Here is a 24,500-nt window from a genome sequence, read left to right as displayed (position 1 = left end):
AAATTAACTCCTAACGTACTCCACATGCTGTCAATATTAGATCAATTAATTTAATGCAAATAAATGGGGTTATTACCCCTCCTAATCCATATATACCAAGATTAAATGCAAGTAATTTACCTGGAGACATTTCCCTATATTTGACCCCTTTTAATGAAAGAGGTATAAGGGCAACAATTATTAATGCATTATAAATAATTGCTGATAATAGCGCAGTATTTGCAGATGTTAAATTTAAAAAATTTAAAATTTCTAATCCAGGAAAAATACTTGCAAATAATATAGGGATGATTGCAAAATATTTTGCTATATCATTTGCAATTGAGAATGTTGTTAAAGCACCTCTTGTCATCAGCAGTTGTTTACCAATTTTAACTATACTAATTAATTTTGTTGGACTTGAGTCTAGATCAACCATATTTCCAGCTTCTTTTGCAGCTTGTGTGCCTGAATTCATTGCAACAGCTACATCTGCTTGTGATAAAGCAGGGGCATCATTTGTTCCATCTCCTGTCATGGCAACTAAATGTCCTTCTTTTTGAAATTTTTTTATAATTTCTAATTTAGTTTCAGGAGTTGCTTCTGCTTCAAAATCATCAACACCAGCTTCAGCTGCAATAGATGCTGCTGTAATTGGATTATCTCCTGTTATCATTATTGTTTTAATTCCTATTTTTCTCATTTCTTCAAAATTATCTCTAACACCTTCTTTTACAGTGTCTTTTAAATGAATTATTCCTAAAACTTGATTATTTCTTGCAACAACTAATGGAGTGCCACCAGTCTTTGCAATTTCATTTACTTTTTTATCACACTCGATTGGATAATTGCCTTTTTTTGAAATAACATATTTTTTAATTGCATCTGAAGCACCTTTTCTAATTTCATCTTTATTTAAGATATTTACACCACTCATTCTTGTTTTTGCTGAAAACTCAATAAACTTAATTTTTTTTAATATATTTTTGTCTTTTTTAACTTTGTATTTATTTTCAGCTAAAACTAATATACTTCTTCCTTCGGCTGTTTCATCAGATAAAGAGGAAACATAAGCTGCAAATGCTAAATCTTCTTTTTTTGTTTTTCCTACTGGAATAAATTCTGCTGCTTGTCTATTACCAAATGTTATTGTTCCTGTTTTATCAAGCAATAATATATCAACATCTCCTGCTGCCTCTATTGCTTTTCCATTCGTTGCTAAAACATTAACTTTATTTAATCTGGTCATACCAGCAATTCCAATAGATGATAATAAAGCACCAACAGTAGTTGGAGCAAGACAAATAGTAAGTGCTACAATATCTGTCAAACTAGTACCCTCTCCTTGATTCAGACTATTACTTAATGAATGTGTAAAAGGATATAAACAAATAGAAACAACTAGAAAAATAATAGTTAATGTTGTTAAAAAAATTTGTAATGCTATTTCATTAGGAGTCTTTTTTCTAGATGCACCTTCAACCATACTAATCATTTTGTCTAAAAAACTTTCGCCAGCTTTTGATGTAATTTTTATAATTAATCAATCTGATATAACAATTGTTCCGCCTGTTACAGCACTTCTATCTCCCCCAGATTCTCTAATCACTGGTGCACTTTCACCAGTGATTGCACTTTCATCAACAGATGCAACTCCTACAATTGCTTCACCATCCATTGGAATCTGTTCACCAGCTTTAACTAATACAATATCTCCAATATTTAAATCTTCACTCTTAACAAGAGTAAATTTTGAATTAAAGTCCACTTTTTCAAGTTTTCTAGCCTCAATGTTTTTCTTTGTATTTTTTAATGAATCAGCCTGGGCTTTTCCCCTCCCTTCTGCTAATGATTCTGCAAAATTTCCAAAAAGAACAGTGAATCATAATATTAATGAAATTGAAAAAATATATCATGGTTGTTTTCCTATTCCAACAAGAGCAAGTATTCAAAGAATTGTTGTAAAAATAGAAGATAAATAAACAACAAACATTACTGGATTTTTTATTTGAATTAATGGATTCAGTTTTGAAAAAGTTTGAATTAAAGAAAACTTAATAATTTTTTTATTAAAAGTTTTATTTTCAAAGTTCTTTTTATTACCATATTTTTTATTTGATAATTTAATTTTTTCAATTTTTAACATAAAAAACTCCTTTTATTTTTATTAAATGCTTGTTGCTTCAGCTATAGGGCCAAGAGCTCAACTTGGAAAAAATCCAAGTGCTCCAACTAAAACAATTATTCCTACAAGCAATATTGCAAAAAGTGTATTATTTGTCTTTAATTGATTACTATTAGAATTTGATATTTTTTTTATAGATAAATTATCAGACATTAATCCAACAGCAACAATAGGCACAAACCTTGCAATTACCATAATGAAACCACCCATTACATTTGATAAAGTATTATGTTTAAATCCATTAAATGAACTTCCATTATTATTTGCCATTGATGTATATCCATACAGTAACTGAGTAAAACCATGTGCTCCTTTTTCTGAATAAATTCCTAATGGGTATACTATTGTTGATATAGCAGTTCCACCCATTGCAAGAATTGGTGAAGGCAAAATCAGTAAACAAACCATTTTCATGTCAAAACTGTCTATTTTTTTACCAAGATATTCTGGAGTTTTTCCTATTATCAAACCAGAAATAAAAATTGTTAATATAACAAAACCAATTATTCCATAAAGACCACTTCCAATGCCTCCATAAACAATTTCTCCAAATTCTATTAAAAGTAATAGAATCATTCCGCCAAGCGGTGTGTATTGATTTAAATTAGAATTAACTGAACCTGTAGATGTTGATGTTGTAGATATTGATCAAAATGAAGATAAACCAATTCCAAAACGAGATTCTTTACCTGACATATTTCCATAGTAGACATTTGAATTAATGACAAATTTATATGTATATTCTGAAATAGTGCAACACATAAGAGCAATAACGAATAAAAATGTCATAACTTGCAAAAACATGTAACTATGTTTTTTATCATTTACTGAGAACCCAAATGTATAACATAAAGAAACAGGCATCAATAACATTGATACATTTTGAATTAAATTAGAAAATGCTGTAGGATTTTCAAAAGGATGAGAAGAATTAGCTCCATAAAATCCACCGCCATTTGTTCCCAATTGTTTAATAATAACTTGTGAAGCAACTGGACCTAGATTTAATATTGAAAATTGATTATTTGCTGAACTATTTATGTAGTCAACATATTTTATATTAGAAGAATAAGTTTGAGGCACTCCCTGTGAAACTAATAAAAGTGCTCCAACAATTGAAAGAGGCAATAATAAATAAATTATTATTCTAGATATATCATAATAAAAATTCCCTACTAATTTACTTTGCTTATTAGTCAAACCTCTCATTAAAAGAAACAATACACACATTCCAACTGATGCAGATAAAAAATTTTGTGTAGTCAAACCAAGTGTTGATGATAAATAACTTACTTCATTTTCTCCTACATAAGCCTGTCAATTTGTATTTGTTACAAAACTAAAAGCTGTATTTAAAGCAACATCCCATCTCATATTATTGATATTGTTAGGATTTAATAATAAATAACCTTGTATCATTAATAAAATAAATAAAAATAAAAAACCTAAAAAAGAAAATATCAATATATGAAATAAGTATTTTTTTGAACTCATTTCTTGATGTTTAGAAGTACCAGAAATATAAAGTAAAAAGTTTTGAACACCATCAAGAGGAAAGGATAAATATTTAATTTTTTTTCCTAAAAAAATATAGTGATAAATATATTTACCTATTCAATATCCTAAAAATAATACAATTGCTAAACACAACAGATCACCAAATATGGTATATAAATAACTATCATTACTCATATAAATTTAATTCTCCTTTTTAAACAGCATATAAAATAAATAAATTAAAATCACTAATGCTAGAACACCAAATATTATTGCAACAATTTCTATATCATCCATAAATTAACTCCTTAATTGAGGGTAGTCAAAATTGATGGTTGTATTCTAACTCTTTAAAAATCAATAAATAAAAAAGTCATATATATTCAATCAATATATAAAGTTGTATAGCAACATAAAAAAATCACTATTTATATTCAAAATATAAATAGTGATTAAAAAATCCTATTAATGCAATAGGAATTTATAAATTATTCTTCATCATTAGTTAATTTATTACCAATAGCTCTTTCAATTTGTAAAGGAGATGTTCCTAATTCAAAATATGTATTTATATCATCAACATCTTTTACATCTTTAATAGCATCTTTTACAAATCATTGTAAAAATTCATAAGTTTCAAAGTCTTTAATTGACAATGCATACTCTACTATATATGTAACATGTTTTCTTATTTGCAACTCATTATCTAGCGCTTCTTTTACCATTGCTTTTACATCTTTATCATTTAGATGTTTTGGAACAGAATATTTGTTAATAGTTATTAATTCATCAACACTATTAAAATAATCATACATTCTTGGTAAATGAGCTTTAATCTTGTCATCAGATAATTTTTTAAAAAATTTTGATGTATTATCATAACCTTCTTTTTGTGCTCTAGTTGCAATACCTGTATACATATTTGCAGCAGCTTGTTCTAGATTATAATGAGTGTTTAACAATTCAAACATTTTCTTATCTTTATTTCACATAAATTTAACTCTTTTCTATGGTTGAAAAATTATTAATATAACCATATTTAATATTACTACTAATTTTTAAATTTACATAAATAAAATAAGCAAAGTTTAAACATATTATTTTTACAAAAAAATAAAGTACACATATATTTTATATATGTATACTTCATATTTTGATTGGTGATTAATTATAATAAATCAGAAACTATAATGCATTTTTCAAAATAATATTTGATGCACAAAAAGGTGCAAATAAATAAATTTTTAAATATTTGGTTGGTTGTTGTCAATAATCATAGTACCTATCTACTCTTAAGAAAGCAAATATTAATAAAAGAATACTATACATAAATATTATTGAAGATAATACTATATTAAAAATAGTGATAGCTGATATTAATATTCCTATACTTTTTTCAGTTACTATATTAAATCTATTTAAAAGAGTGAAATACATACCAAATGAAATTAAAGAAATTACTAGACCCACATATATTGAATACAATATGTAAATATTTCTAAAATTAAATCTATTATCAACATTATTTATTGTTGTATTAGATGCTCGATTGAAATATGAAGTGCAACACATATTGTAAAATATATGTGCACTTCATTTTTTTTGTTTACATAAAATAGGACAAAAGAAAAAGGTGCCCTTAGTTTTCCACAACAGCGAGACACCCACTATGTTATACAACCATTTATCAGAAAAAGAAAGAGCAATAATTGAATTTATGTTCTATCAAGAAAAAAGATCTTTAAACTCAATTGCAAAAGAATTGAATAGACATAGATCTACAATATCAAGAGAATTAAAAAGAAATGAATCTTGTGGAATATATAATTCTAATAACGCTCATAAAAAATATTTAAATAGAAAATGAAATTCTCATGCTTTTTATCTTGATAGATACAAAAGCTTTACAGATCTATTTTTAGATAAATTTAGAAAAATAGATCATGGAGTTGAAGCAACTTGTCATTATATTAAAAAAAATTATCCTTGTGTCAAAACACCAAGTTCTAGACAGGTTTTTAATTGAATAAAATCCAATAGATGAAAATTAAAAAGGTCAGATAGACTTAGAAAAGGATATGTAAAAGGAAGAAAAAGACATAAAGGTATGTTTTCTAAATTTGATGAAAAATATGTATTTCCTTTTTGAGCTAGACCTTCCAAAATAGAAAAAAGAGTAGAATATGGACATTTTGAAGCAGATTTAATTATTGGAAAAAGAAAAGCTGGATATAGTAATTTGCTAACTCTAGTAGAAAGAGTTACAAGAATGACATATATTATTAAAGTCAAAAATAAAAATTCTTTTACAATAAATTCAACAATTAAAAAACTAGTTGAACAAAATAATTTAAAAGTAAAAACAATCACAATAGATAATGGAATTGAGTTTAATAAAATAGGAATCCTTGCCTATTGATTAAATTGCAAAATTTATTATTGCGAACCATATGCTTCATTTCAAAGAGGAAGCAATGAAAATGCTAATGGTATTATTAGAAGATTTTATAAAAAAGGAACAGACTTTGATTTATTAACAGATGATGATGTAGTTAGACTACAAAATAGGATAAACCTCATGCCAAGAAAAATGTTTGGTTTTAAATCAAGTTATGAAATAAATAAACATTATATAGAAAGGTAATAATAACTCATAACCATTTTATTGGCTATGAGTTATAAGTTGTGCTATTATGATGTTGCACTTCATATTTCATTCAGGGATCTATTATCAACATTATTTATTGTTGTATTAGATTTTTTTAAAAGAAAATATAAAAAAGAAGAGACAAATATAAAATATCCTAAAATATACTTTTTATCTTGTGTATATTTAAACAAATGATATGCAAAGCATAATATATTTAAATATGATATAAGATAAAAACCAATAAAAAACATCATAGTCCAAAATATTATAAAAGATATTATAGGTATTCCTCATAAATCAAAATTATTTAAATTAGACAAATCTAATTTAAATAATTTATCAATATCATTAATAGAAAATAATATTGTATATATTAATGAAAAACATATTCAAATTGTTGATATAAAACTACCAATACATAATGATTTTAAATAATTAATATTTACTTGTTTTATCATACAAAAACTAATTAGTATCTAACTTCATAACCTAGACACATTCTAACATAAAGTAACCAAAAATAAATCTAAATAAAACAACGCCATTTCCTCTATCAGCTAATAATCTAATAAAGTTATACTTAACAAAACCATTAAATCCTACAATTAATGAACTTGCTATTTTAGAAATAGTAGATATAAGAGACATAAATGAACTTAACATGCTTCTGCCAGCTTGTCCACCAATTTCACCTAGATTTGTTGATAAATCATCAAGTACTGCACCAACAGAATTAAATGCATTAGACACATCTTTGTATTTGTATAAGAATTTAAATAATAATCAGTTTTTCCTTTTGTTAAATTAACTCACAAATTTATCATCATTTATTTCATGATCTTGATTCAATTTCATTTATATAAATAACATTTTGTAATTTAATTAATTCTTCATTATTAATTTCACTACCATTCATTAAACTATTATAAAAATTATTAATTTCATATGAAAATAAATCTTTATTCTTTTAAATAGTATTTTGAATATTATCAATTACATTAGAGTTGATAAGAATATCATTATTATTTAGAGATATTTGATCAGCTCTTTGTTGAACACCTTGATTTGCAACAACAGGAGTTAATGAGCTTGATAATACTATATAAGATAAAAATAAACTTTTTAACACAAAATCTACATGAGTATACATATTCACACCCATACAGTAACATAACACATAGTAATTCATTAAATATTTTTTATGTATCTATAAAGGCTACCGCAAACTAAAGTATTATCTGAAATTTTATAACTACATTCCTTCATCTACTACTAAATTTCTTCCAATTATCACTTCTGCTATAATGGTAAATCTTATACTTGTTCAAAAACCATTTTTAACATATATTAGTTTTACTATAACAATATCTTTATTATATTAAATTATTATTTACTGCAAGTATAGTGAATCAAGACTCAATCATTACATTATCTTTTAATATAGCATCTTCATCAGACATTCTAATAAAATCATGATTAATTATCCGTTCTTATCAATTTTCATATATATTGGTATATCAATATTGAACTTATCATAAATTACATCTAAAACATCTATTTTATAATAAAACATTTTGGTACTATTGGTTTAATAAAGATTGTTGTTTAAGAGTGTTAAAATATTCAAACATTACCACTTTTATATAATCTAATATTCTCTTGATTACAACCATTATTATAAAAATCAGCTTTTATTCTTTCAAATAAATTAATGTAAGCTTTATTTTGTTTATATTTTTCAAAATTCATTCTCAATTCTTTGTTCAGCATTTTAATAACATAAATGTGGTTTCTTATGAATACATTCATTAGAATTATAAACTGACATTTTTTACAAAAATGAAAAACCCATTAGAATATTCTAATGGGTGGAAATATAATTGGTGGAGATGACGGGAGTCGAACCCGTTTCCACAAACAAATTTTCAATAAATTCTACAGTTTAGTTCTAATTTAATATTTCCTTAAACACATAGGCTTAGAACAACCCGCACTTAAGTAATCCTATAGATTTCATTATACCTTATAGAAATCAGTATAACTATCCAATTAAATAATACTTATTTGTAATGGAGACAAAACAAGTATGTTCCAATAGTTTAAATTATGCAATTGCAAAATTTGCTTGTTGGCTGATAGCGTTGATTTCGAAAGAATCTAATTCAACACTTTCTTCTTTAGAGTTAGCATTTATTCTACCTCGTCAGCTGTAAGGGGCATACCCCACTGCATTTAAGGATCCTTTGCTCATGTCGAAACCGTGACATCCCCATAGTTATTATTATATAGGTTGAATATATAAAATCCATATAAAATAAAAAATATCAATATTTTTCATAATTTTCTAATTTTCTTAATAGAATTTAAATAATTATTCATAATATTACTAAAAATATATTATTATAATAGTAAATAAAAATTAACATTTTTTAGATCTTAACTATATAAACTCTTACAAGTAAATTTATAACAACATTATAATAGTTTACTAATTTTTGTTAATTAAGGAGATAATATGAATAATGAATACAAAAAACTTGATGAAATTGAAATAGAATTTCAAGATAAAAATCAAAATTCTAAAAATTCAAATAATGATTCACAAAATAGCAAAAAACAAAATGATGAAACAATTTGTATCACAAATGATAATCAAAATAATCAAGAAATTAATTCAAATCAACAATTTGAAATCAATAACTTAGAAAGCAACAACATTATTGAAGAAAAAAAATCACTTTCAAAAAGTGATAATAAAGAGTCTTTAAATCAAAGTGATGATTCTATTAGTAAAGATTTTAAAAAGCAAACAGAAAAGAGAATTATCATTACTCAAATAAGTGATGAAGAAAAAGTAAATTATGAAAAAAATAAGGACTTAATCGCTTCAAACAAAGATAATAATGAGAAAGATAAAACATATATATTTGCAATGGGTGGATTAGAAGAAATTGGAAAAAACATGTATGTTGTTGAACACAATGATGAAACCATTGTTGTAGACATTGGAATTAAATTTGCTAGTGCAAATATGTTAGGTGTTAATGGAATAATTCCTAATCTTGATTACTTTAAAGAAAACAATAAAAAAATTAACAAATTACTTATAACTCATGGACATGAAGATCATATAGGTGGTGTTGCATTTTTGATAATGTTGACTCAAGTTGAGCAAATTGTGGCTCCATTATTAGCAGCTGAATTAATAAAGAGAAAAATAAGTGAATTTAAAGAAATAAATAATCCACCAGAAATTATTGTTTATGATGACAATTCTAATATTAAATCTAAATACTTTGAAATTGATTTTTTTAGAGTATGTCATTCAATACCTGACTGTTTTGGTATGTGTATAAAAACACCTAATGGAAATATTATGAGTGCAGGTGATTACCGTTTTGATTTTGGTAAACATTCTGATGACACAAACATTCACAAAATAATTGAAATGTCTAATAGAGGAATTGATGTATTTTTAGGAGAATCCACAAATAGTGATCAACCAGGTTTTAGTGAAACAGAAGACAAAATAATTGAAAACATTGAATCAATTATTCGTTCATCTAAAGGAAGAGTTTTCGTTTCTACATTTGCTTCAAACCTTGGAAGAATTGAAACCATAATAGAAATTGGAATAAATTTGGGAAGAAAAATATGTGTTATGGGAAGATCCATGGAAGCAAATATTAAAACTTCTAGAAAAGTTGGTTACATAAAATTAAGTGAAACTGATTTTGTTTCAAGCAAAGAGTTAGGAACTGATAACAATGTACTTGTTGTTTTAACTGGTTCACAAGGTGAAGAAATGGCAGCATTAAATTTAATGGCTGAAGGCAAGTATGCCAAAATTTCTTTAAAACCTTCTGATACAATTCTATTATCTAGTAACCCAATACCTGGAAACTTTAAAAATGTTGAAAATCTAGTTAATAAATTATTTAAATTGGGTGTTAATGTTATTCAGCATTCTCCAAATTTTAAAATTCATGCTTCAGGACATGCTACAAGACAAGAGCAACAAATGATGATGAAATTGATTAAACCAAATTATATTGTTCCAATACATGGAGAAGCTAAAATGCTTAATTCAATGAAAGATAATGCTATAAGTGTTGGTTTTAAACCTGAGCAAATTATTATTGTTACAAATGGTCAAAAATTAGAACTTAGCAATAAAACATTAAAGCTTACAAATTATTGCGTAGACACTACACCACTATTAATAGATCGTAAATTTCCTTCAAAGCATGCTTATGAATTAATTGAAGATAGAAAATTAATATCTGAAGATGGAATTTTTATGGCATTAATTTGTATAGATAAAAAAAATAAAACATTATATAAAAATCCCATGTTAAGTACAAGAGGATGCTTCTATGCTAAAAATGATTCAGGTTTAATGTCAAAAATATCACATTCAATAAAAGATGAAATTTTGACTTCTTTGAAAAAAGAAAATGAATTAAATAATCAAAGTATAGAAGAAACTGTAAAAAAAATAATTTCTTCTTTTGTATGAAAGAATAAAAGAAAAAATCCAATTGTGATAACAACTGTATTTAATATATAGTCATAAAGTTATTAATAACTTATGTTTATTTATTATAATATACTATTAAATAAATAATATTTGGAGAAAACTATGTTTAAATTGCCAGAACTTGGTTATGCATATGATGCATTAGAACCACACATTGATGCTCTTACAATGGAAATACATTACACAAGACATCACCAAGCTTATGTAGATGGGTTAAATACTGGAATTAAAAATCACCCAGAATTGCAAAAAATGCCTTTGTGTAGAATCTTAAGCAATTTTGATTCATTGCCAGATGAAGTAAAAGTAGCTGTAAGAAATCATGGTGGCGGACATCATAATCATTCATTATTTTGACAAGTGATGAAAATAACAAACAATCCTAATCCTAATCAAAGAATGTTAGATTGAATTAATAGAGATTTTGGTTCATATGAAAATTTTAAAGAACAGTTTGAAAATGCTGCTAAATCAAGATTTGGAAGTGGATGAGCTTGATTAGTAGTAGACAAAAGTAACAAATTATCAGTTATTAGTACTGGAAATCAAGACTCACCACTTATGAATGGTTTAAAACCAATTTTAGGATTAGATGTTTGAGAGCATGCATACTATTTAAAATATCAAAACAAAAGAATTGATTATATTAAAGCTTTTTTCAATGTAATTAATTGAGAAAATGTAGAAAAATTAGCAGATGGAACATTAATTCTTGAATGTGATAAATAATATTAAAAATTAAAATATAGTCTAGTTAAGTTTAAAGCTTAATAGACTATATTTTATTAATATTCATTCTTGTATTGTTATAATCTTTATGTTATGAAAAGAAAAATCAAATTATTTGGAAGAAAAAAATTAATTTTATCTCTTTATGATCAATTAGATGAAAAAGAAAGAGAAATAAAAAATTTAAATGAATCAAATGAAATGTTATCTAAGGATAATGATGATCTTAAAAATAAAATTATTATTTGTAAAGGAAGCCAAAACATAGCAAATGAATATAACCTAAATAATTTTATGAATGCAGAAATATTAAATAACAAATCATTTTTGGATGCTTATAAAAAAATATTTACAAATCTTGATTTACTTAGTACAAAAGAATATAAAAATTTTGTAGAAATTTTACTATTCGATAAGTCTAATATTTATCCTCAAGTTTTAAAAAATTCAATAATGAAAGAATATATAAGACAATGCTTATCTTATTATCAACAAGATTACTACATTATGCCAATTTACTTTAATGATGAAGAATATAATGTTTTAAACAAAAATGAAAACAATTTATTATCAATTGATTCATTTAATGCGAATCATACAATTAAAGAAAATCATAAAAACAAAACATTCATTGATAATTTAAATTTTTTTAATAGCAACTATAATAGAGAAATTAATTTTATAAATAGTATTAATGATATCACAGCTGATCAAATTTTATTTTTTAAAGAAGAGATATTATCCCTTGTTTCAGAATTAATCTTATTTTTGATATTTGATTATAATGAATCAATTAATCAATACTATATAACAATGAGTAAATTCTTGAAGAACTTTGATTATAAAGGCTTTGATAAATGACAAAACACAACAAATAATCCATTATCTATTAAAACATTTATGAAAACATTAATTAAACTTCAGTGATTAAGTTTAAATAAAAAAAATAATTCATGCAATTACAATTTTTATCTTGAATACCCAAACAATTACAATTTATTTTTAGCCAATTTTGGGAAACAAAATAATACAAAAAATGATTATATAACAAAATTAAATATCATTTCTAAAGGTACAAGTGATAATTTTGCTTTACATAAGTCTAATGAATATTATTCTTGATTATTAACACCAAATAAAGAAAATCAATGATTTGATAATTTATTTCTTACAGAGCAGGAAATATTGTCAATCATTAACAATCCTAATACATCTGTAATAAAAATTTATGGTTTAAAATATAATCTTACAAATTCTTTAGATAATGACATAATAGAGATAGTTAAAAATGAATCTGTAAATATTAAATTGTTAAAACTTGATAACCAATATTTAATAGAAAGACTTTTTTTCTATTTCATTTACATAAACAGACATAAATAGTTTTATTTATTAATTGGTAATGATGTGATTTTATTTCAAAATAAAATAATTAAATACCAAGATAATATTTTAAATCTAATTATAAAATAAACAATACATAAAGAGGTAATAAAAACTCATAACCATTTATTGGCTATGAGTTATGAGTTGTATATTATGATATTGCACTTCATATTTTTGTTGAAAAATTGGTTTAATTTAAATCATACTATTTATTTTATTTGATAATTCTTTTGAAAAATCTCCAAATAAACATGTAACACATTTATCAGATAACATAACACCTTTAGCACCAATTTTTTTAATAGAATCAACATCTATGATATTTGTATCATTAACATTTAATTTTATCGAACTAATTGATGCACTTGTACTAGTTATGTTTTCAATACCACCAACATAACTTATAAATTGATTTACATCTATTGGAATTGTATGTGTTACAGTTAATTCTGTATTTGTTAATGTAGCTTGTTTTTTAGCTTTATTTTTTAAAACAATATATCCAATACCAAATGTAAATATATAAAACATTCATAGACTAAATTTATTCATATTTATTTCTCCCTAATAAATGAATCTCTTAACTTTTGGATATAAGGCTTCAATGTAGTTGGAACACACACCTTAAAATGTGAGAATTCAGTTGTAATTTTTATTTTATTAATAAAACAATCTTTTATTTTCTTTCCATCAATAATAATATTTCCAAAATCATTTGATGCATTTATTAATTCAATTGTTGAATTATAATTCAATATTAATGGCGATTTTAATGTTGAATATTTTTTTTGAGTTATTGGATGAACCTCTAATAATTGTATTAAATTTTCATTTTGTCAAATTATAGCTCCACCTGCATTTTTATTATGTGCTGTGCTACCCATTGGAGTGCTCACCATTAATCCAGTTCCTTTAAATAACTCTAACTTTTGATGACAAATATATATATTTGTTTTTAATGTTGTATCACTACAAATATAAACTTCATTTAAACCTCAATAATTATTGTTATCAATATTAACATTTAGCATTAATATATTTTTAAATAACTTCTCATTTTTTATCGTTTTTAAAATACTATCAATATTTTTGGAATTGAAAGAAGAAAAATAACCAAGATTACCACCATTTATAGCAACAATTTTTTTATCAGAATATTTATCTACATTTTTTAAAAATGTTCCATCCCCACCAATTACAAAAATAAATTCACTTTTTTCTTCATTTTCAACTCAATTTTCCTTACATAAAATTGAATTCAATTTCTTTTTTAACAATAGTGACTTAGATGAATTATTGTCAATAACAAAAAAATATTTATTTTCCATTGTTTTGAGTTTTATTATAATTTTCAATATTTACTTCATCAAAATAACAACAATTATTAAATTTATATAATTTTGAAAGATTATTATAATATCTAGTAGTTTTTACTTCTTTTTCAAAAATTAATCACTCTTGATCATTGAATCCAACTATTAATTTTCTTGGCTCTTTATTACCATTTGTTTGCAATAAAATTGGGTATGACAAAATTTGTGGATTCTTAATAATTAAATCTATTAATTCTCTTTTAGATAAATTTTTATAACTAATTTTATTTTCTACTATATATCAAGAATGTGGATTAATTAGATCAATAACACCATTTGGAATTAAAGAATCCATATCTAATAATTCAGTATCTTTGATTGGTTCATATGACAAGTTTTTCTTAATAAATTCGTATGAATGTTTTGTTAAAAATTGTTCAGCTATTCTAGAGCCTCTACAATTACTTAAACAATAAAGTATTCTCATATTTAATCTCCATATTATTTTATTAATGTACTAGTATTTATTGTACAATAAATTATAACCAATAGCACAATAGGAAAGGAGGAAATGTGAAAATAGTATTATCTGGTATACAACCCACAAATATGATAACAATTGGTAATTATTTAGGCGCTTTAAGAAACATTATAAATTTTCAAAAAGATAATAAACTAATGATATTTATAGCAGATTTACATGCAATAACAAAAGATTTTAATCCCAAAGAATTGCAACAAAACAAAAAATCTATTGCAGCATTATATATGGCTTGTGGTTTAAATCCTTATGATAATATAATTTTTTATCAATCAGATGTTATTGAACACTCACATTTATCTTATCTTTTATTGTGTCACACTTACATGGGAGAGTTAAATAGAATGACTCAATTTAAAGATAAGTCTTCAAAAATGGCAATGGCAAATGGAACACAAAACATCCCAACAGGATTATTTGTTTATCCAACACTAATGGCTGCTGATATTTTACTATATGATGCAGATATAGTGCCTGTAGGAAAAGACCAAACTCAACATATGGAATTAACACGAGATATTGCAATTCGATTTAACAAAAAATATAAAGAAGATATATTTAAAGTTCCAAACATATATGTTGCTGAAAAAGGTGCAAAAATTATGGATTTACAAAATCCAGACATAAAAATGTCTAAATCAAATGAAAATACAAAAGGAACAATTTTTTTATTAGAACCTATTGACAACATTAGAAAAAAAATTATGTCTGCAAAAACAGACTCTTTTGATAATGTTAAGTATGATCAAACAAATCAGCCAGGTGTAAGTAACTTAATAATAATTTATTCATGTCTATCAAATAAATCTATTAATGATATTGAGTTATTATATAAAAATAAAAAGTATGGAGATTTTAAAAAAGATTTAGCTGATATTGTTTGTAACCACATAAAAGAGTTACAAGACAAATATTATGAAATAATTAAGAATGTAGATTTTGACAAGCAATTACAAAAAAATGCACAAATATGTCAAAAAATCGCAGCAAAAAAAATAGATAAAATTCATAAAATTTTAGGATTAAAAGTTGGTAATTAAATGAAAAATGGATATGAAAGAAAATTAATTTTGACAGACCTTGATGGCACTTTACTAAATAGCAAAGAGGAATTATCAAAGTTAACAGTTGATGTAATAAAAAAAATTGCTTCTCTTGGTCATATAGTCTGCATTGCTACAGGTAGACCTTTGCGCTCTTCTATTCAAATATATAGAAAATTAGGGTTAAAAAGTATTATAGCAAATTTAAATGGATCTATATTAACTAATCCAACCGATAAACACTTTTTACCAATCAACTTAACTTTTTCAAAAGATGTGGTAAAAAACATTTTAAGTGATAAATTTATCATTGATAATGTAGGTTGTATATTAATTGAAAATATTGATGGCGCATACATTGCATCAAATAAATTCAATCCTTTTATTAGTAAAGAATTTCTTAAAAAATTTCATATTGATTCAAGTGAAAAAGTTCAATATATAACTATTAAGGATACAAAAAAAATTAACAAAGATATAAACTCTATTCTAATATATATAAAAGATAAAAGAAAAATGGATGAATTGTCTTTTAAAATAAAAGCTATAACAAGTACATTGATAGTAAGAAGTTGGAGCGTCCCTCATGATGACGAAGGAACAGTTCTTGAAATTAATTCAATTTTTTCAAATAAAGGTACAATTCTAAAGTTTTTATCAAGTTATTATGCTATTCCCCTTCACAATTGTTATACATTTGGTGATGGTGAGAATGATTTAGAAATGATTATTAATGCAAGTATTAATGGTTATGCAATGAAAAATAGTAGAGGTGTATTAAAATTAATTTCAAGCAAAATAACTCAACATGATAATGATAATGATGGTGTTGCTAGAGAATTAATTAATATATTTAATTTGATGTTACCAAAGATTTAAAAAAATCCTACAATTTAGAATTGTAGGATTTTTCATATAAATTAGTTAAGTTTATTTTTTTTACTCTTTTTTTTATATATAATTATCCCTATTATTGTACATAATAAAATAATTGAGATAGTTGGAATTGCAGCAGCTAAAGCAATTGTTACACTCTTATTCGTTGGTTTATTTTTTAAATAAAAATCAATTCCTAATTTATTTATATATGATAAAGTGGACACACTTTCTTTAACATAATCTGGAAATACATGTAAATAATAAAAAGGGGCATAAATATCATTTATTTTTTCATAATTAATTTTATATTGCTTATTTGGATCAACTGAATAACTTGTTGTTCTTGTAACAATATCAAATGTCATTGGTATTGGTCAATCACCAATACCAACAGATTTATCAATTTGATTTAAATTCATATTATATGTTGCAGCAAGATAAAATGCTGTAGTTTGAATAGTTGTTGTAGTATATTGTATCCCAACTAGTTTTGTATTTGGAAACTCTGCATCATTTGATATTTCACTAAAAAATGGAATATAACTACCATCAGTATTATTTACTTGCATTTTATGATCTCAAGATAAAAATATTTCCCAAGGAAAAGGATTCATACAAATTGGTTCAATCATATTTTTAAATAAATAATCATTTAAATTTTCTTGATATTTATGATCAAAAGAAGGATGATGTTTCACAAAATAGTTATATTCACTAACTGGGAATTTTTTAGTATAAGCTTCAACTATTTTATTTATCTCTTCTTCTTTTTCTTTATATCTATAAATTTCATTACCATTTGCATCTGGTCTAATTAAAGAATCTCCCATTCAGACAATATTTTTCTTTTTAGGGTCATAGTTTTCAATATTTTTTCAAACAAAATCACTAATAGAAGTATTATTTTGAATATTAAAAAATGATTCAAAATCTGTTATATACTGATTCTTTTTTACTTCATCATTTGCAAAATAATTCTCTGACATTGAAACATAGTCATAATCAATAGAATTTGCTGTATATAATGTTTTATTTTCTGGATAAACATAATATGGTGAATTTGTATATCCTTTTGTATGAAATACAGTAATCATTTTACTATAATGCAAATAATCATATAAATCATGTTTTCTAAATTCAGAATAATGACTGTTATCAACATCACTCTGAAATAATTTAACATTATTATCCATTTCTTCAGTTGTCATTTGTACATATGATGATTTATTCAATCTATCAACCATTGTTGTAACTAAATTTAAAGTTTGTCAGTTACCATCAGAAATTATATTAAATTTATTAACATGTTTAAAAAAAGCATAAAAATTTGTTGCTGTTGTTGATTTAATTCCTGATTTTCACATATCAACAAGTGAGATATCTGGAACTCAAACATCAAACTTAACATTTTGACCATATTTTTGGATATAATATCCCAAAAAATTTCCTATCTGATAATCAGTTGGTCTAACCTGATAATTATCATCTTTATTTGCAGTGTCTACATTTGAAAATTCTTTTCCTAATCTAGATCACAAACTAAAATTATATTTACTAGATATATTTTTAGTACTATCTTGTAAACCATATGTTTGATTATAATAATCAAAATTATATTTTTTTGAATCATACAAATCATAGTCTACAAATCATACAATTTCATCAGAACCAGTTCTTTGTTCTTTGCTTTGCAACATATAATTTGTTGCAATTAATGCTTGTTGATAAGCAATTGTAGCATTACGTGTAAAGAATACTTTTACATATGTGTTATCTGATGATTCTGTAATTGTATTTTTTCATACTCCTATTTCTGCACTAGGATTACTACTTAATTGAGAATTAGAAACAATTGTTTCATTCTCCTTTATTTTTTCTCTACTCTTTATTTTATTAATATTATTTTGTACAGCATTAAAAACACTAATACTTGGTATTAGAGAAGCTGAAAATAATATTGTGGGATAGAGTATTAATTTAACTTTTATATTCATAAAAAATAAAAAACTCCAAATTAATAATTTTATTATATATCATTCATGGAGTTTGAAATAAGAATAATAAAAAATATGATATTGATTTCATATATTTAATTAAAAAATTCTAAAATTTAATTTTATGATCTTTATTTTGTACTAATTACTTAAATTTACATTTCTTATTTTTTTTAAATATAAATATACTTATTACAAAACACAATAAAATAATTGAAATCGTTGGAATAGAAGTAGCTAAAATAATTGTTGTATTATTCATTGACTCATTTTTTAAATAAAAATCAATTCCCAATTTATTTATATATGATAAAGTAGGCATTCTGTCTTTTACATAATCAGGAAATACATTTAGATAATAAAATGGCGCATAAATATCATCTATTTTGTCACAATTAATTTTATATTGCTTGTTAGCATCAACTGAATAACTTGTTGTTCTTTTAACAATATCAAAAGTCATTGGTATTGGTCAATCACTAATACCAATAGACTTATAAATTTGATCTAAATTCATTTTGTATGTTTTAGCAAGATAAAATGCTGTGGTCTGAACAGTTGTTGTAGTATATTGTATTCCAATTAATTTTGTATTTGGAAACTTTGAAGAATTTGATCATTCACTAAAAAATGGATTATATTTACCATCTTTATTATTAACTTGCATTTTATGATCTCATGATAAAAATGTTTCTCAAGGTAGTGGATTTATACAAATAGGATTAATTATATCCTTAAATAAATATTGATTTAAATTTTCTTGATATTCGCGATCAAAAGAAGGATGATGTTTTACAAAATAGTTATATTCACTAGTTGGAAATTTTTTAACATGTGCTTGAATTGTTTTATTTATCTCTTCTTCTTTTTCTTTATATCTATAAATTTCATTACCATTTGCATCTGGTCTAATTAAAGAATCTCCCATTCAAATTATATTTTTCTTTTTAGGATCATAATTTTCAACATTTTTTCAAACAAAATCTACTATAGATTTATTATTTTGAATATTAAAAAATGTTTCAAAATCTGTTATATACTGATTCTTTTTTACTTCATCATTTGCAAAATAATTCTCTGACATTGAAACATAATCATAATCAATAGAATTTGCTGTGTATAATGTTTTATTTTCTGGATAAACATAATATGGTGAATTTGTATATCCTTTTGTATGAAATACAGTAATCATTTTACTATAATGCAAATAATCATATAAATCATGTTTTCTAAATTCAGAATAATAACTATTATCAACATCACTCTGAAATAATTTAACATTATTATCCATTTCTTCAGTTGTCATTTGTACATATGATGATTTATTCAATCTATCAACCATTGTTGTAGCTAAATTTAAAGTCTGTCAATTTCCATCAGTAATTATATTAAATTTATTAACATGTTTAAAAAAAGCATAAAAATTTGTTGCTGTTGGTGCTTTAATTCCTGATTTTCACATATCAACAAGTGAAATATCTGGAACCCAAACATCAAACTTGACATTATCACCATACTTTTTTACATAGTTTTCCAGAAAATTTCCTATTTGGTACTCTGATGGCCTAATTCTATAATTATCATCTTTATTTGTAGTGTCTATATTTGAAAATTGTTTTCCCAATCTAGATCACAAACTAAAATTATATTTACTAGATATATTTTTAGTACTGTCTTGTAAACCATATTTTTGATTATAATGATTAAAATTATATTTTTGTATATCATACAAATCATAGTCTACAAATCATACAATCTCATCAGAACCTGTTCTTTCTTTTTTGCTTTGTAACATATAATTTGTAGCAATTAGTGCTTGTTGATAACCCATCGTGATGTTACGAGTAAAAAATACTTTCACATTTGTGTTATCTGATGATTCTATAATTGTATTTTTTCATACTTCAAATTCTTCATTATAATTATTATTTAATTCATTATTAGTAAAGAGTATCTCTCTCTCTCTCTCTCTCTCTTGGCTTCCACAAATATTATTTTGTACAGCATTAAAAATACTAATACTTGGTATTAGAGAAGCTGAAAATAATATTGTTGGGTAGAGTATTAATTTAACTTTTATATTCATAAAAAATAAAAAACTCCAAATTAATAATTCTATTATATATCAACCATGAAGTTTAAAATAATAATAAAAAAAATATAATGTTTAAATACATTATATTCTTAGTGAGACTTTTATGACTTAATAATATTTTTTAAATCATTGAGGAAATAATTTAATTGTGGTTTAAAATCTATTAATTCAATGCATAAATAAATAACTAATGATAGATGGGTTTAGACTTAGCTATGAAAAAGAATAATGCGCTGAATATATAATATCAATAGAATAACTAGATCAGAAAGGATTGCAAAAATCTAATATTAATTAAAGTTCAATAAGTACAAAGGAAATATATATTAAACAATAATACGGAAAAATTACAAAGATATAAAAAGTTATTAATAAAATACAATTTTTAATATAACATTTCTATACAATCAAAAGATGTGAATATTAAACCACAATCCCCTAAATTAATCACCTTTAGGGGATTTTATATTAACCCAAAATATTAATTTATACATTAACTAATAGCAAACTTGTATAATATTTAGATTTATATATATAATTAAAAAACTTTTAAGTGACATATATTATTTATTTTGAGTCTTCATTATTGTTATATCTTGTTTCATGTTCATATATAACTTGTGCTATTTCTCTTGCAAAATTTTCATGATCTATATTTGAAAAATGAACACCATCAACTGAAGATACTTTTGCAAATGATCCAGCATCCATAAATAAACAATTATTCATATTTGCAACTTCTTTATATAGCAATGGTAAATCATATGATTTAACAGTTGAAAACTTATCAAAATTAAAAGATTTTATTAAATTAAAATCATCACTTAATCTTGGCGGACATACTAAAACTGTTTTTGCATTTTTAGTGATATCTATTCTTTGAATTAACTTAATAATTTTTTCAACCCCAGTTGCTATAGTAATACTATCTAAATTAAAGTCACTTCTTAAATCATTTGTGCCTAAGCATATGACAATATAATCAACTGGTGCATATTTATTATAAATAATGGGAAATTCAATAATTGCTGGTTGTGATTCTTTCATATTTAATGAAATAAACATACTTCTACCAATTTTACCTTCTTCAATAACATTGTACTCATAAGATGAGTTATTTTTATCATTTAATATTTTTTCTAAAAGCTTTGTTCATCTCTCATTATTGTTGTATCTCTGTTTGTTTGATGGATTATAACCAAAAGTATTACTATCACCAAAACATAATATTTTTTTTTGTATTCTATCTGACATATTATATTACCCTCTTTATTTTAGATTCAACATCATCTGATTCAACTCTATTTGTAGATTGACATATTCCTATTAAATCATTTTCATATTTACTATTCATAGTAAATATAAATTGAGCTTTATTATCAATATCTCCCTCTTGTTTATTAAACAAATCAATAATATAAGCAACAATATCATGATTTAGTGATTTATTTAAATTATCCATCACTAATACTTGTGAATTATCTAAAGCATTAAACACATAATATAAAATGTGTATTACCTTATTTAAGGTTTCAGATTCATATTCACTATTTATGTACATAACTTTTTCATGAATGTTCTTTTTGCCAATCATCAAATAAAATGAATTTATGTTTATTTGATTTACACTAAAATCAACAACATTAAAACCCAAAGTGTTTAAAGCTAAAATAAATTTACTTTTATTTCTTTTTAAATAATCTTTATCAATGTTATATGTTTTATAAATACCTTGTCAATTATTTTCATCTACAAACACAACATTAGAATATAATTTTAAAAAATTTGTTAATGCATTTGACTGAGAAATACTTTTTATATAACTTATTAATGAATTTTTCTTATTAATATGAATAAATGAAGGTTCTTTTTTTACTTTTAAAAAATCTAGGTCTAAATCTATACTATAAACACATGTTTCTTCTTGGTTAATCACATCATATGTAAGATTTTCTTTTTTATAAATATATTTTCATTTAATTTCTTGATCACCATTATTTTCTGAAATTGATAATCTCTCATATTCAGAATAAAGATGATTAAAACTTAATTCATATTTATATAATGTAGTAGAATCTAAAAAAAACAATTCAATACATGCATTATAAGGTTCATATTCATTATTTATTTTAATTGTTTTTTTGCTTAAATTATGATTCTCATCAAGTCATTGATTACTTTCCAAAATTTCCTTTTGTTCTTCTACAGTATTATTAATTTCTTGAATTTCTTCTGTAGTTTTTTTAAATATATTTGAAAAATTATTGAATACAAAGGGATTGGATTTTGCTGATATACTTTGGTTTCTATTAGGATTAAAATCTACAGTTTTTTCATAATTTAAAAAATGTTTTAGAAAATCAATGGATACTTGCAACAATTTAATTATTGATGATTTACCACTTTTATTAGTTCCTATAATACCACTCACTGGAGAGGCACATATTTTATCTAAAGAAGTGGCAAAATCTAACAAATCTATTTCCTGTCATTCTTTAAAACATGAATAATTTTTGAATCTGAATTTTAATAGCATATTAATCTCCATTGATATAATATATATTCATTTTAATATGAATTAATAATCATTATTAATTTATATTATGAATACATAAAATATAAGTTTGTTACTATAACTATAAAATAAATTAGTGATTATTGTAATAAAATATATTAGTCTTATTAGATAAAAGGAAAATTATGGAATTAATAATAACAAATAACAATATTGAAAATATTGATAAAAATAGTTGCATATCTAGTAATCTATTCACTTCTGACAGATATTTCACATGATTGAATAGTCAATTAGATTATCGTTTAAGATATGGAAATAAATTCTGCTACATAATAATTTCATTTTTAATGAGATCAAATCATTTTAGACATAATACAAATTCTATTATAAAAAGACCAATTTGAATATTATTAATTGATTTTATTTGTTGAATTTCACTTATTGCCTTTGTTGTTTGTTTAATAACAGGAGTCGCATCTCCAATTATTGATGCAGTTAATGCCACAATTAATATTGGAAAAGCTGGATCAACAGTGCAAACTGTAGGGGAAGCATGACAAAAAGCTTTTGGAACAGGCAACACAATAGTAGCACTAGTATTTACAGTAATTACATTAATAATTGGAATATTTTATTTATGAATAATAACTAAAGTGATTCCTAAAAACAAAGGACTTGCAATTAAAGATTATGTAATGAAAAAAATTGATTATATGATCAAATTTGGTTTTGTTGTTAAAACTGAACAAAAAATGAATAAACAACTTGAAAAAGCTAAAGCTAAAATGAAATTAAAAGATTCAATAATCGATAATATCATTTTTGATAAAGCTGAAGTTTTAAGTGATGCAGATAGATGATCAATACTACAAATTAATAATATTATTTTTAGATATTTTTTAAATTTTAATATAATTATAAAATTACAAAACCTTGATCAAAAATATGTTCAAGAACTTAAAAAAATTGTAGAAATTGATTTCAAAAATATTAAACTAATTGAAAATAAATAATATTTAAAAACTATAGCTATTTAAAAGTTATAGTTTGCTCGATTGAAATATGAAGTGCAACACATATTGTAAAATATATGTGCACTTCATTTTTTTGTTTACATAAAATAGGACAAAAGAAAAAGGTGCCCTTATTTT

The 24,500-nt window shown here is 23.8% G+C and carries 21 protein-coding genes and 1 other RNA gene; 7 read left to right on the top strand and 15 right to left on the bottom strand.

Going from position 1 to position 24,500, the window contains the following annotated elements:
• Positions 1-10: 10 nt before the first annotated feature.
• The 3 genes from kdpB to ACLFO7_RS01110 all read right to left on the bottom strand — a co-directional run bounded on the left by kdpB (position 11) and on the right by ACLFO7_RS01110 (position 4,653).
• Positions 11-2,125, bottom strand: a complete 2,115-nt coding sequence (kdpB, locus tag ACLFO7_RS01120; protein ID WP_412032513.1) for a potassium-transporting ATPase subunit KdpB — start codon at positions 2,123-2,125, stop codon at positions 11-13.
• A 21-nt stretch (positions 2,126-2,146) separates the two neighbouring features.
• Positions 2,147-3,856 (bottom strand): potassium-transporting ATPase subunit KdpA, encoded by a 1,710-nt coding sequence (gene kdpA / locus ACLFO7_RS01115; protein WP_412032512.1) that lies wholly within the window; start codon positions 3,854-3,856, stop codon positions 2,147-2,149.
• 293 nt (positions 3,857-4,149) lie between these two features.
• Positions 4,150-4,653, bottom strand: a complete 504-nt coding sequence (locus ACLFO7_RS01110; RefSeq protein ID WP_412032511.1) for a ferritin-like domain-containing protein — start codon at positions 4,651-4,653, stop codon at positions 4,150-4,152.
• 677 nt (positions 4,654-5,330) lie between these two features.
• Between ACLFO7_RS01110 and ACLFO7_RS01105 the strand changes: the two genes are divergently transcribed.
• Positions 5,331-6,305, top strand: a complete 975-nt coding sequence (locus ACLFO7_RS01105; RefSeq protein WP_412032510.1) for an IS30 family transposase — start codon at positions 5,331-5,333, stop codon at positions 6,303-6,305.
• 47 nt (positions 6,306-6,352) lie between these two features.
• Here ACLFO7_RS01105 and ACLFO7_RS01100 read toward each other — a convergent pair whose 3' ends face one another.
• The 5 genes from ACLFO7_RS01100 to ssrA form a co-directional block, all read right to left on the bottom strand.
• Positions 6,353-6,769 carry a hypothetical protein gene (locus tag ACLFO7_RS01100; protein WP_412032509.1) on the bottom strand — a complete coding sequence of 139 codons (417 nt, stop codon included), beginning with the start codon at positions 6,767-6,769 and terminating at the stop codon, positions 6,353-6,355.
• Positions 6,770-6,800: 31 nt separating this feature from the next.
• Positions 6,801-7,061, bottom strand: a complete 261-nt coding sequence (locus ACLFO7_RS01095; RefSeq protein WP_412032508.1) for a hypothetical protein — start codon at positions 7,059-7,061, stop codon at positions 6,801-6,803.
• A 217-nt stretch (positions 7,062-7,278) separates the two neighbouring features.
• Complete coding sequence (locus tag ACLFO7_RS01090; protein ID WP_412032507.1) at positions 7,279-7,461, bottom strand: hypothetical protein; 183 nt, start codon at positions 7,459-7,461, stop codon at positions 7,279-7,281.
• A gap of 464 nt (positions 7,462-7,925) precedes the next feature.
• Complete coding sequence (locus ACLFO7_RS01085; RefSeq protein ID WP_412032506.1) at positions 7,926-8,120, bottom strand: hypothetical protein; 195 nt, start codon at positions 8,118-8,120, stop codon at positions 7,926-7,928.
• Positions 8,121-8,192: 72 nt separating this feature from the next.
• Positions 8,193-8,582: a transfer-messenger RNA gene (ssrA, locus tag ACLFO7_RS01080) on the bottom strand.
• A 244-nt stretch (positions 8,583-8,826) separates the two neighbouring features.
• Here ssrA and ACLFO7_RS01075 point away from each other — a divergent pair.
• The 3 genes from ACLFO7_RS01075 to ACLFO7_RS01065 all read left to right on the top strand — a co-directional run bounded on the left by ACLFO7_RS01075 (position 8,827) and on the right by ACLFO7_RS01065 (position 12,963).
• Positions 8,827-10,881 carry a ribonuclease J gene (locus tag ACLFO7_RS01075; protein ID WP_412032505.1) on the top strand — a complete coding sequence of 685 codons (2,055 nt, stop codon included), beginning with the start codon at positions 8,827-8,829 and terminating at the stop codon, positions 10,879-10,881.
• 72 nt (positions 10,882-10,953) lie between these two features.
• Entirely contained in the window at positions 10,954-11,580 is a 627-nt protein-coding gene (locus tag ACLFO7_RS01070; protein ID WP_412032504.1) for a superoxide dismutase, read from the top strand.
• Positions 11,581-11,673: 93 nt separating this feature from the next.
• Positions 11,674-12,963, top strand: coding sequence for a hypothetical protein (locus tag ACLFO7_RS01065; RefSeq protein ID WP_412032503.1), 1,290 nt, complete (start codon positions 11,674-11,676; stop codon positions 12,961-12,963).
• Between the two features lie 198 nt (positions 12,964-13,161).
• Here the strand turns inward: ACLFO7_RS01065 and ACLFO7_RS01060 are convergent, their stop codons facing one another.
• The 3 genes from ACLFO7_RS01060 to ACLFO7_RS01050 are packed head-to-tail and all read right to left on the bottom strand — an operon-like array spanning position 13,162 to position 14,766.
• Positions 13,162-13,518, bottom strand: coding sequence for a hypothetical protein (locus ACLFO7_RS01060; RefSeq protein ID WP_412032502.1), 357 nt, complete (start codon positions 13,516-13,518; stop codon positions 13,162-13,164).
• A gap of 2 nt (positions 13,519-13,520) precedes the next feature.
• Positions 13,521-14,294 (bottom strand): NAD(+)/NADH kinase, encoded by a 774-nt coding sequence (locus tag ACLFO7_RS01055; protein WP_412032501.1) that lies wholly within the window; start codon positions 14,292-14,294, stop codon positions 13,521-13,523.
• Positions 14,284-14,766, bottom strand: a complete 483-nt coding sequence (locus ACLFO7_RS01050; protein ID WP_412032500.1) for an ArsC/Spx/MgsR family protein — start codon at positions 14,764-14,766, stop codon at positions 14,284-14,286. Before ACLFO7_RS01050 ends, ACLFO7_RS01055 begins: the two co-directional genes overlap by 11 nt.
• 86 nt (positions 14,767-14,852) lie before the next feature.
• Here ACLFO7_RS01050 and trpS point away from each other — a divergent pair, with 86 nt between their 5' ends.
• Positions 14,853-15,860 (top strand): tryptophan--tRNA ligase, encoded by a 1,008-nt coding sequence (trpS, locus tag ACLFO7_RS01045; protein WP_412032499.1) that lies wholly within the window; start codon positions 14,853-14,855, stop codon positions 15,858-15,860.
• A complete protein-coding gene (locus ACLFO7_RS01040; protein ID WP_412032498.1) occupies positions 15,861-16,742 on the top strand; it encodes an HAD family hydrolase in 882 nt (293 codons plus the stop codon).
• A 41-nt stretch (positions 16,743-16,783) separates the two neighbouring features.
• Here the strand turns inward: ACLFO7_RS01040 and ACLFO7_RS01035 are convergent, their stop codons facing one another.
• The 4 genes from ACLFO7_RS01035 to ACLFO7_RS01020 form a co-directional block, all read right to left on the bottom strand.
• Positions 16,784-18,736: a hypothetical protein gene (locus ACLFO7_RS01035; RefSeq protein ID WP_412032497.1), complete on the bottom strand. Its 1,953-nt coding sequence runs from the start codon at positions 18,734-18,736 to the stop codon at positions 16,784-16,786.
• A gap of 145 nt (positions 18,737-18,881) precedes the next feature.
• The gene (locus tag ACLFO7_RS01030) at positions 18,882-20,822 is read right to left on the bottom strand and encodes a hypothetical protein (RefSeq protein WP_412032496.1); all 1,941 of its coding nucleotides are present in this window, start codon (positions 20,820-20,822) and stop codon (positions 18,882-18,884) included.
• 576 nt (positions 20,823-21,398) lie between these two features.
• On the bottom strand, positions 21,399-22,085 hold the full coding sequence (locus tag ACLFO7_RS01025; RefSeq protein ID WP_412032495.1) for a GDSL-type esterase/lipase family protein: 687 nt from the start codon (positions 22,083-22,085) through the stop codon (positions 21,399-21,401).
• 1 nt (position 22,086) lies between these two features.
• Entirely contained in the window at positions 22,087-23,367 is a 1,281-nt protein-coding gene (locus tag ACLFO7_RS01020; protein WP_412032494.1) for an AAA family ATPase, read from the bottom strand.
• A 164-nt stretch (positions 23,368-23,531) separates the two neighbouring features.
• Here ACLFO7_RS01020 and ACLFO7_RS01015 point away from each other — a divergent pair, with 164 nt between their 5' ends.
• Positions 23,532-24,362 carry a hypothetical protein gene (locus ACLFO7_RS01015; RefSeq protein WP_412032493.1) on the top strand — a complete coding sequence of 277 codons (831 nt, stop codon included), beginning with the start codon at positions 23,532-23,534 and terminating at the stop codon, positions 24,360-24,362.
• The last annotated feature ends 138 nt before the right edge of the window (positions 24,363-24,500 follow it).

The sequence above is a fragment of the Malacoplasma muris genome (genome assembly GCF_046774425.1).
GTDB classification, from domain to species: Bacteria; Bacillota_I; Bacilli_A; order Mycoplasmatales; family Mycoplasmoidaceae; genus Malacoplasma; species Malacoplasma muris.
This window is presented reverse-complemented; position numbering and strand designations above follow the sequence as displayed.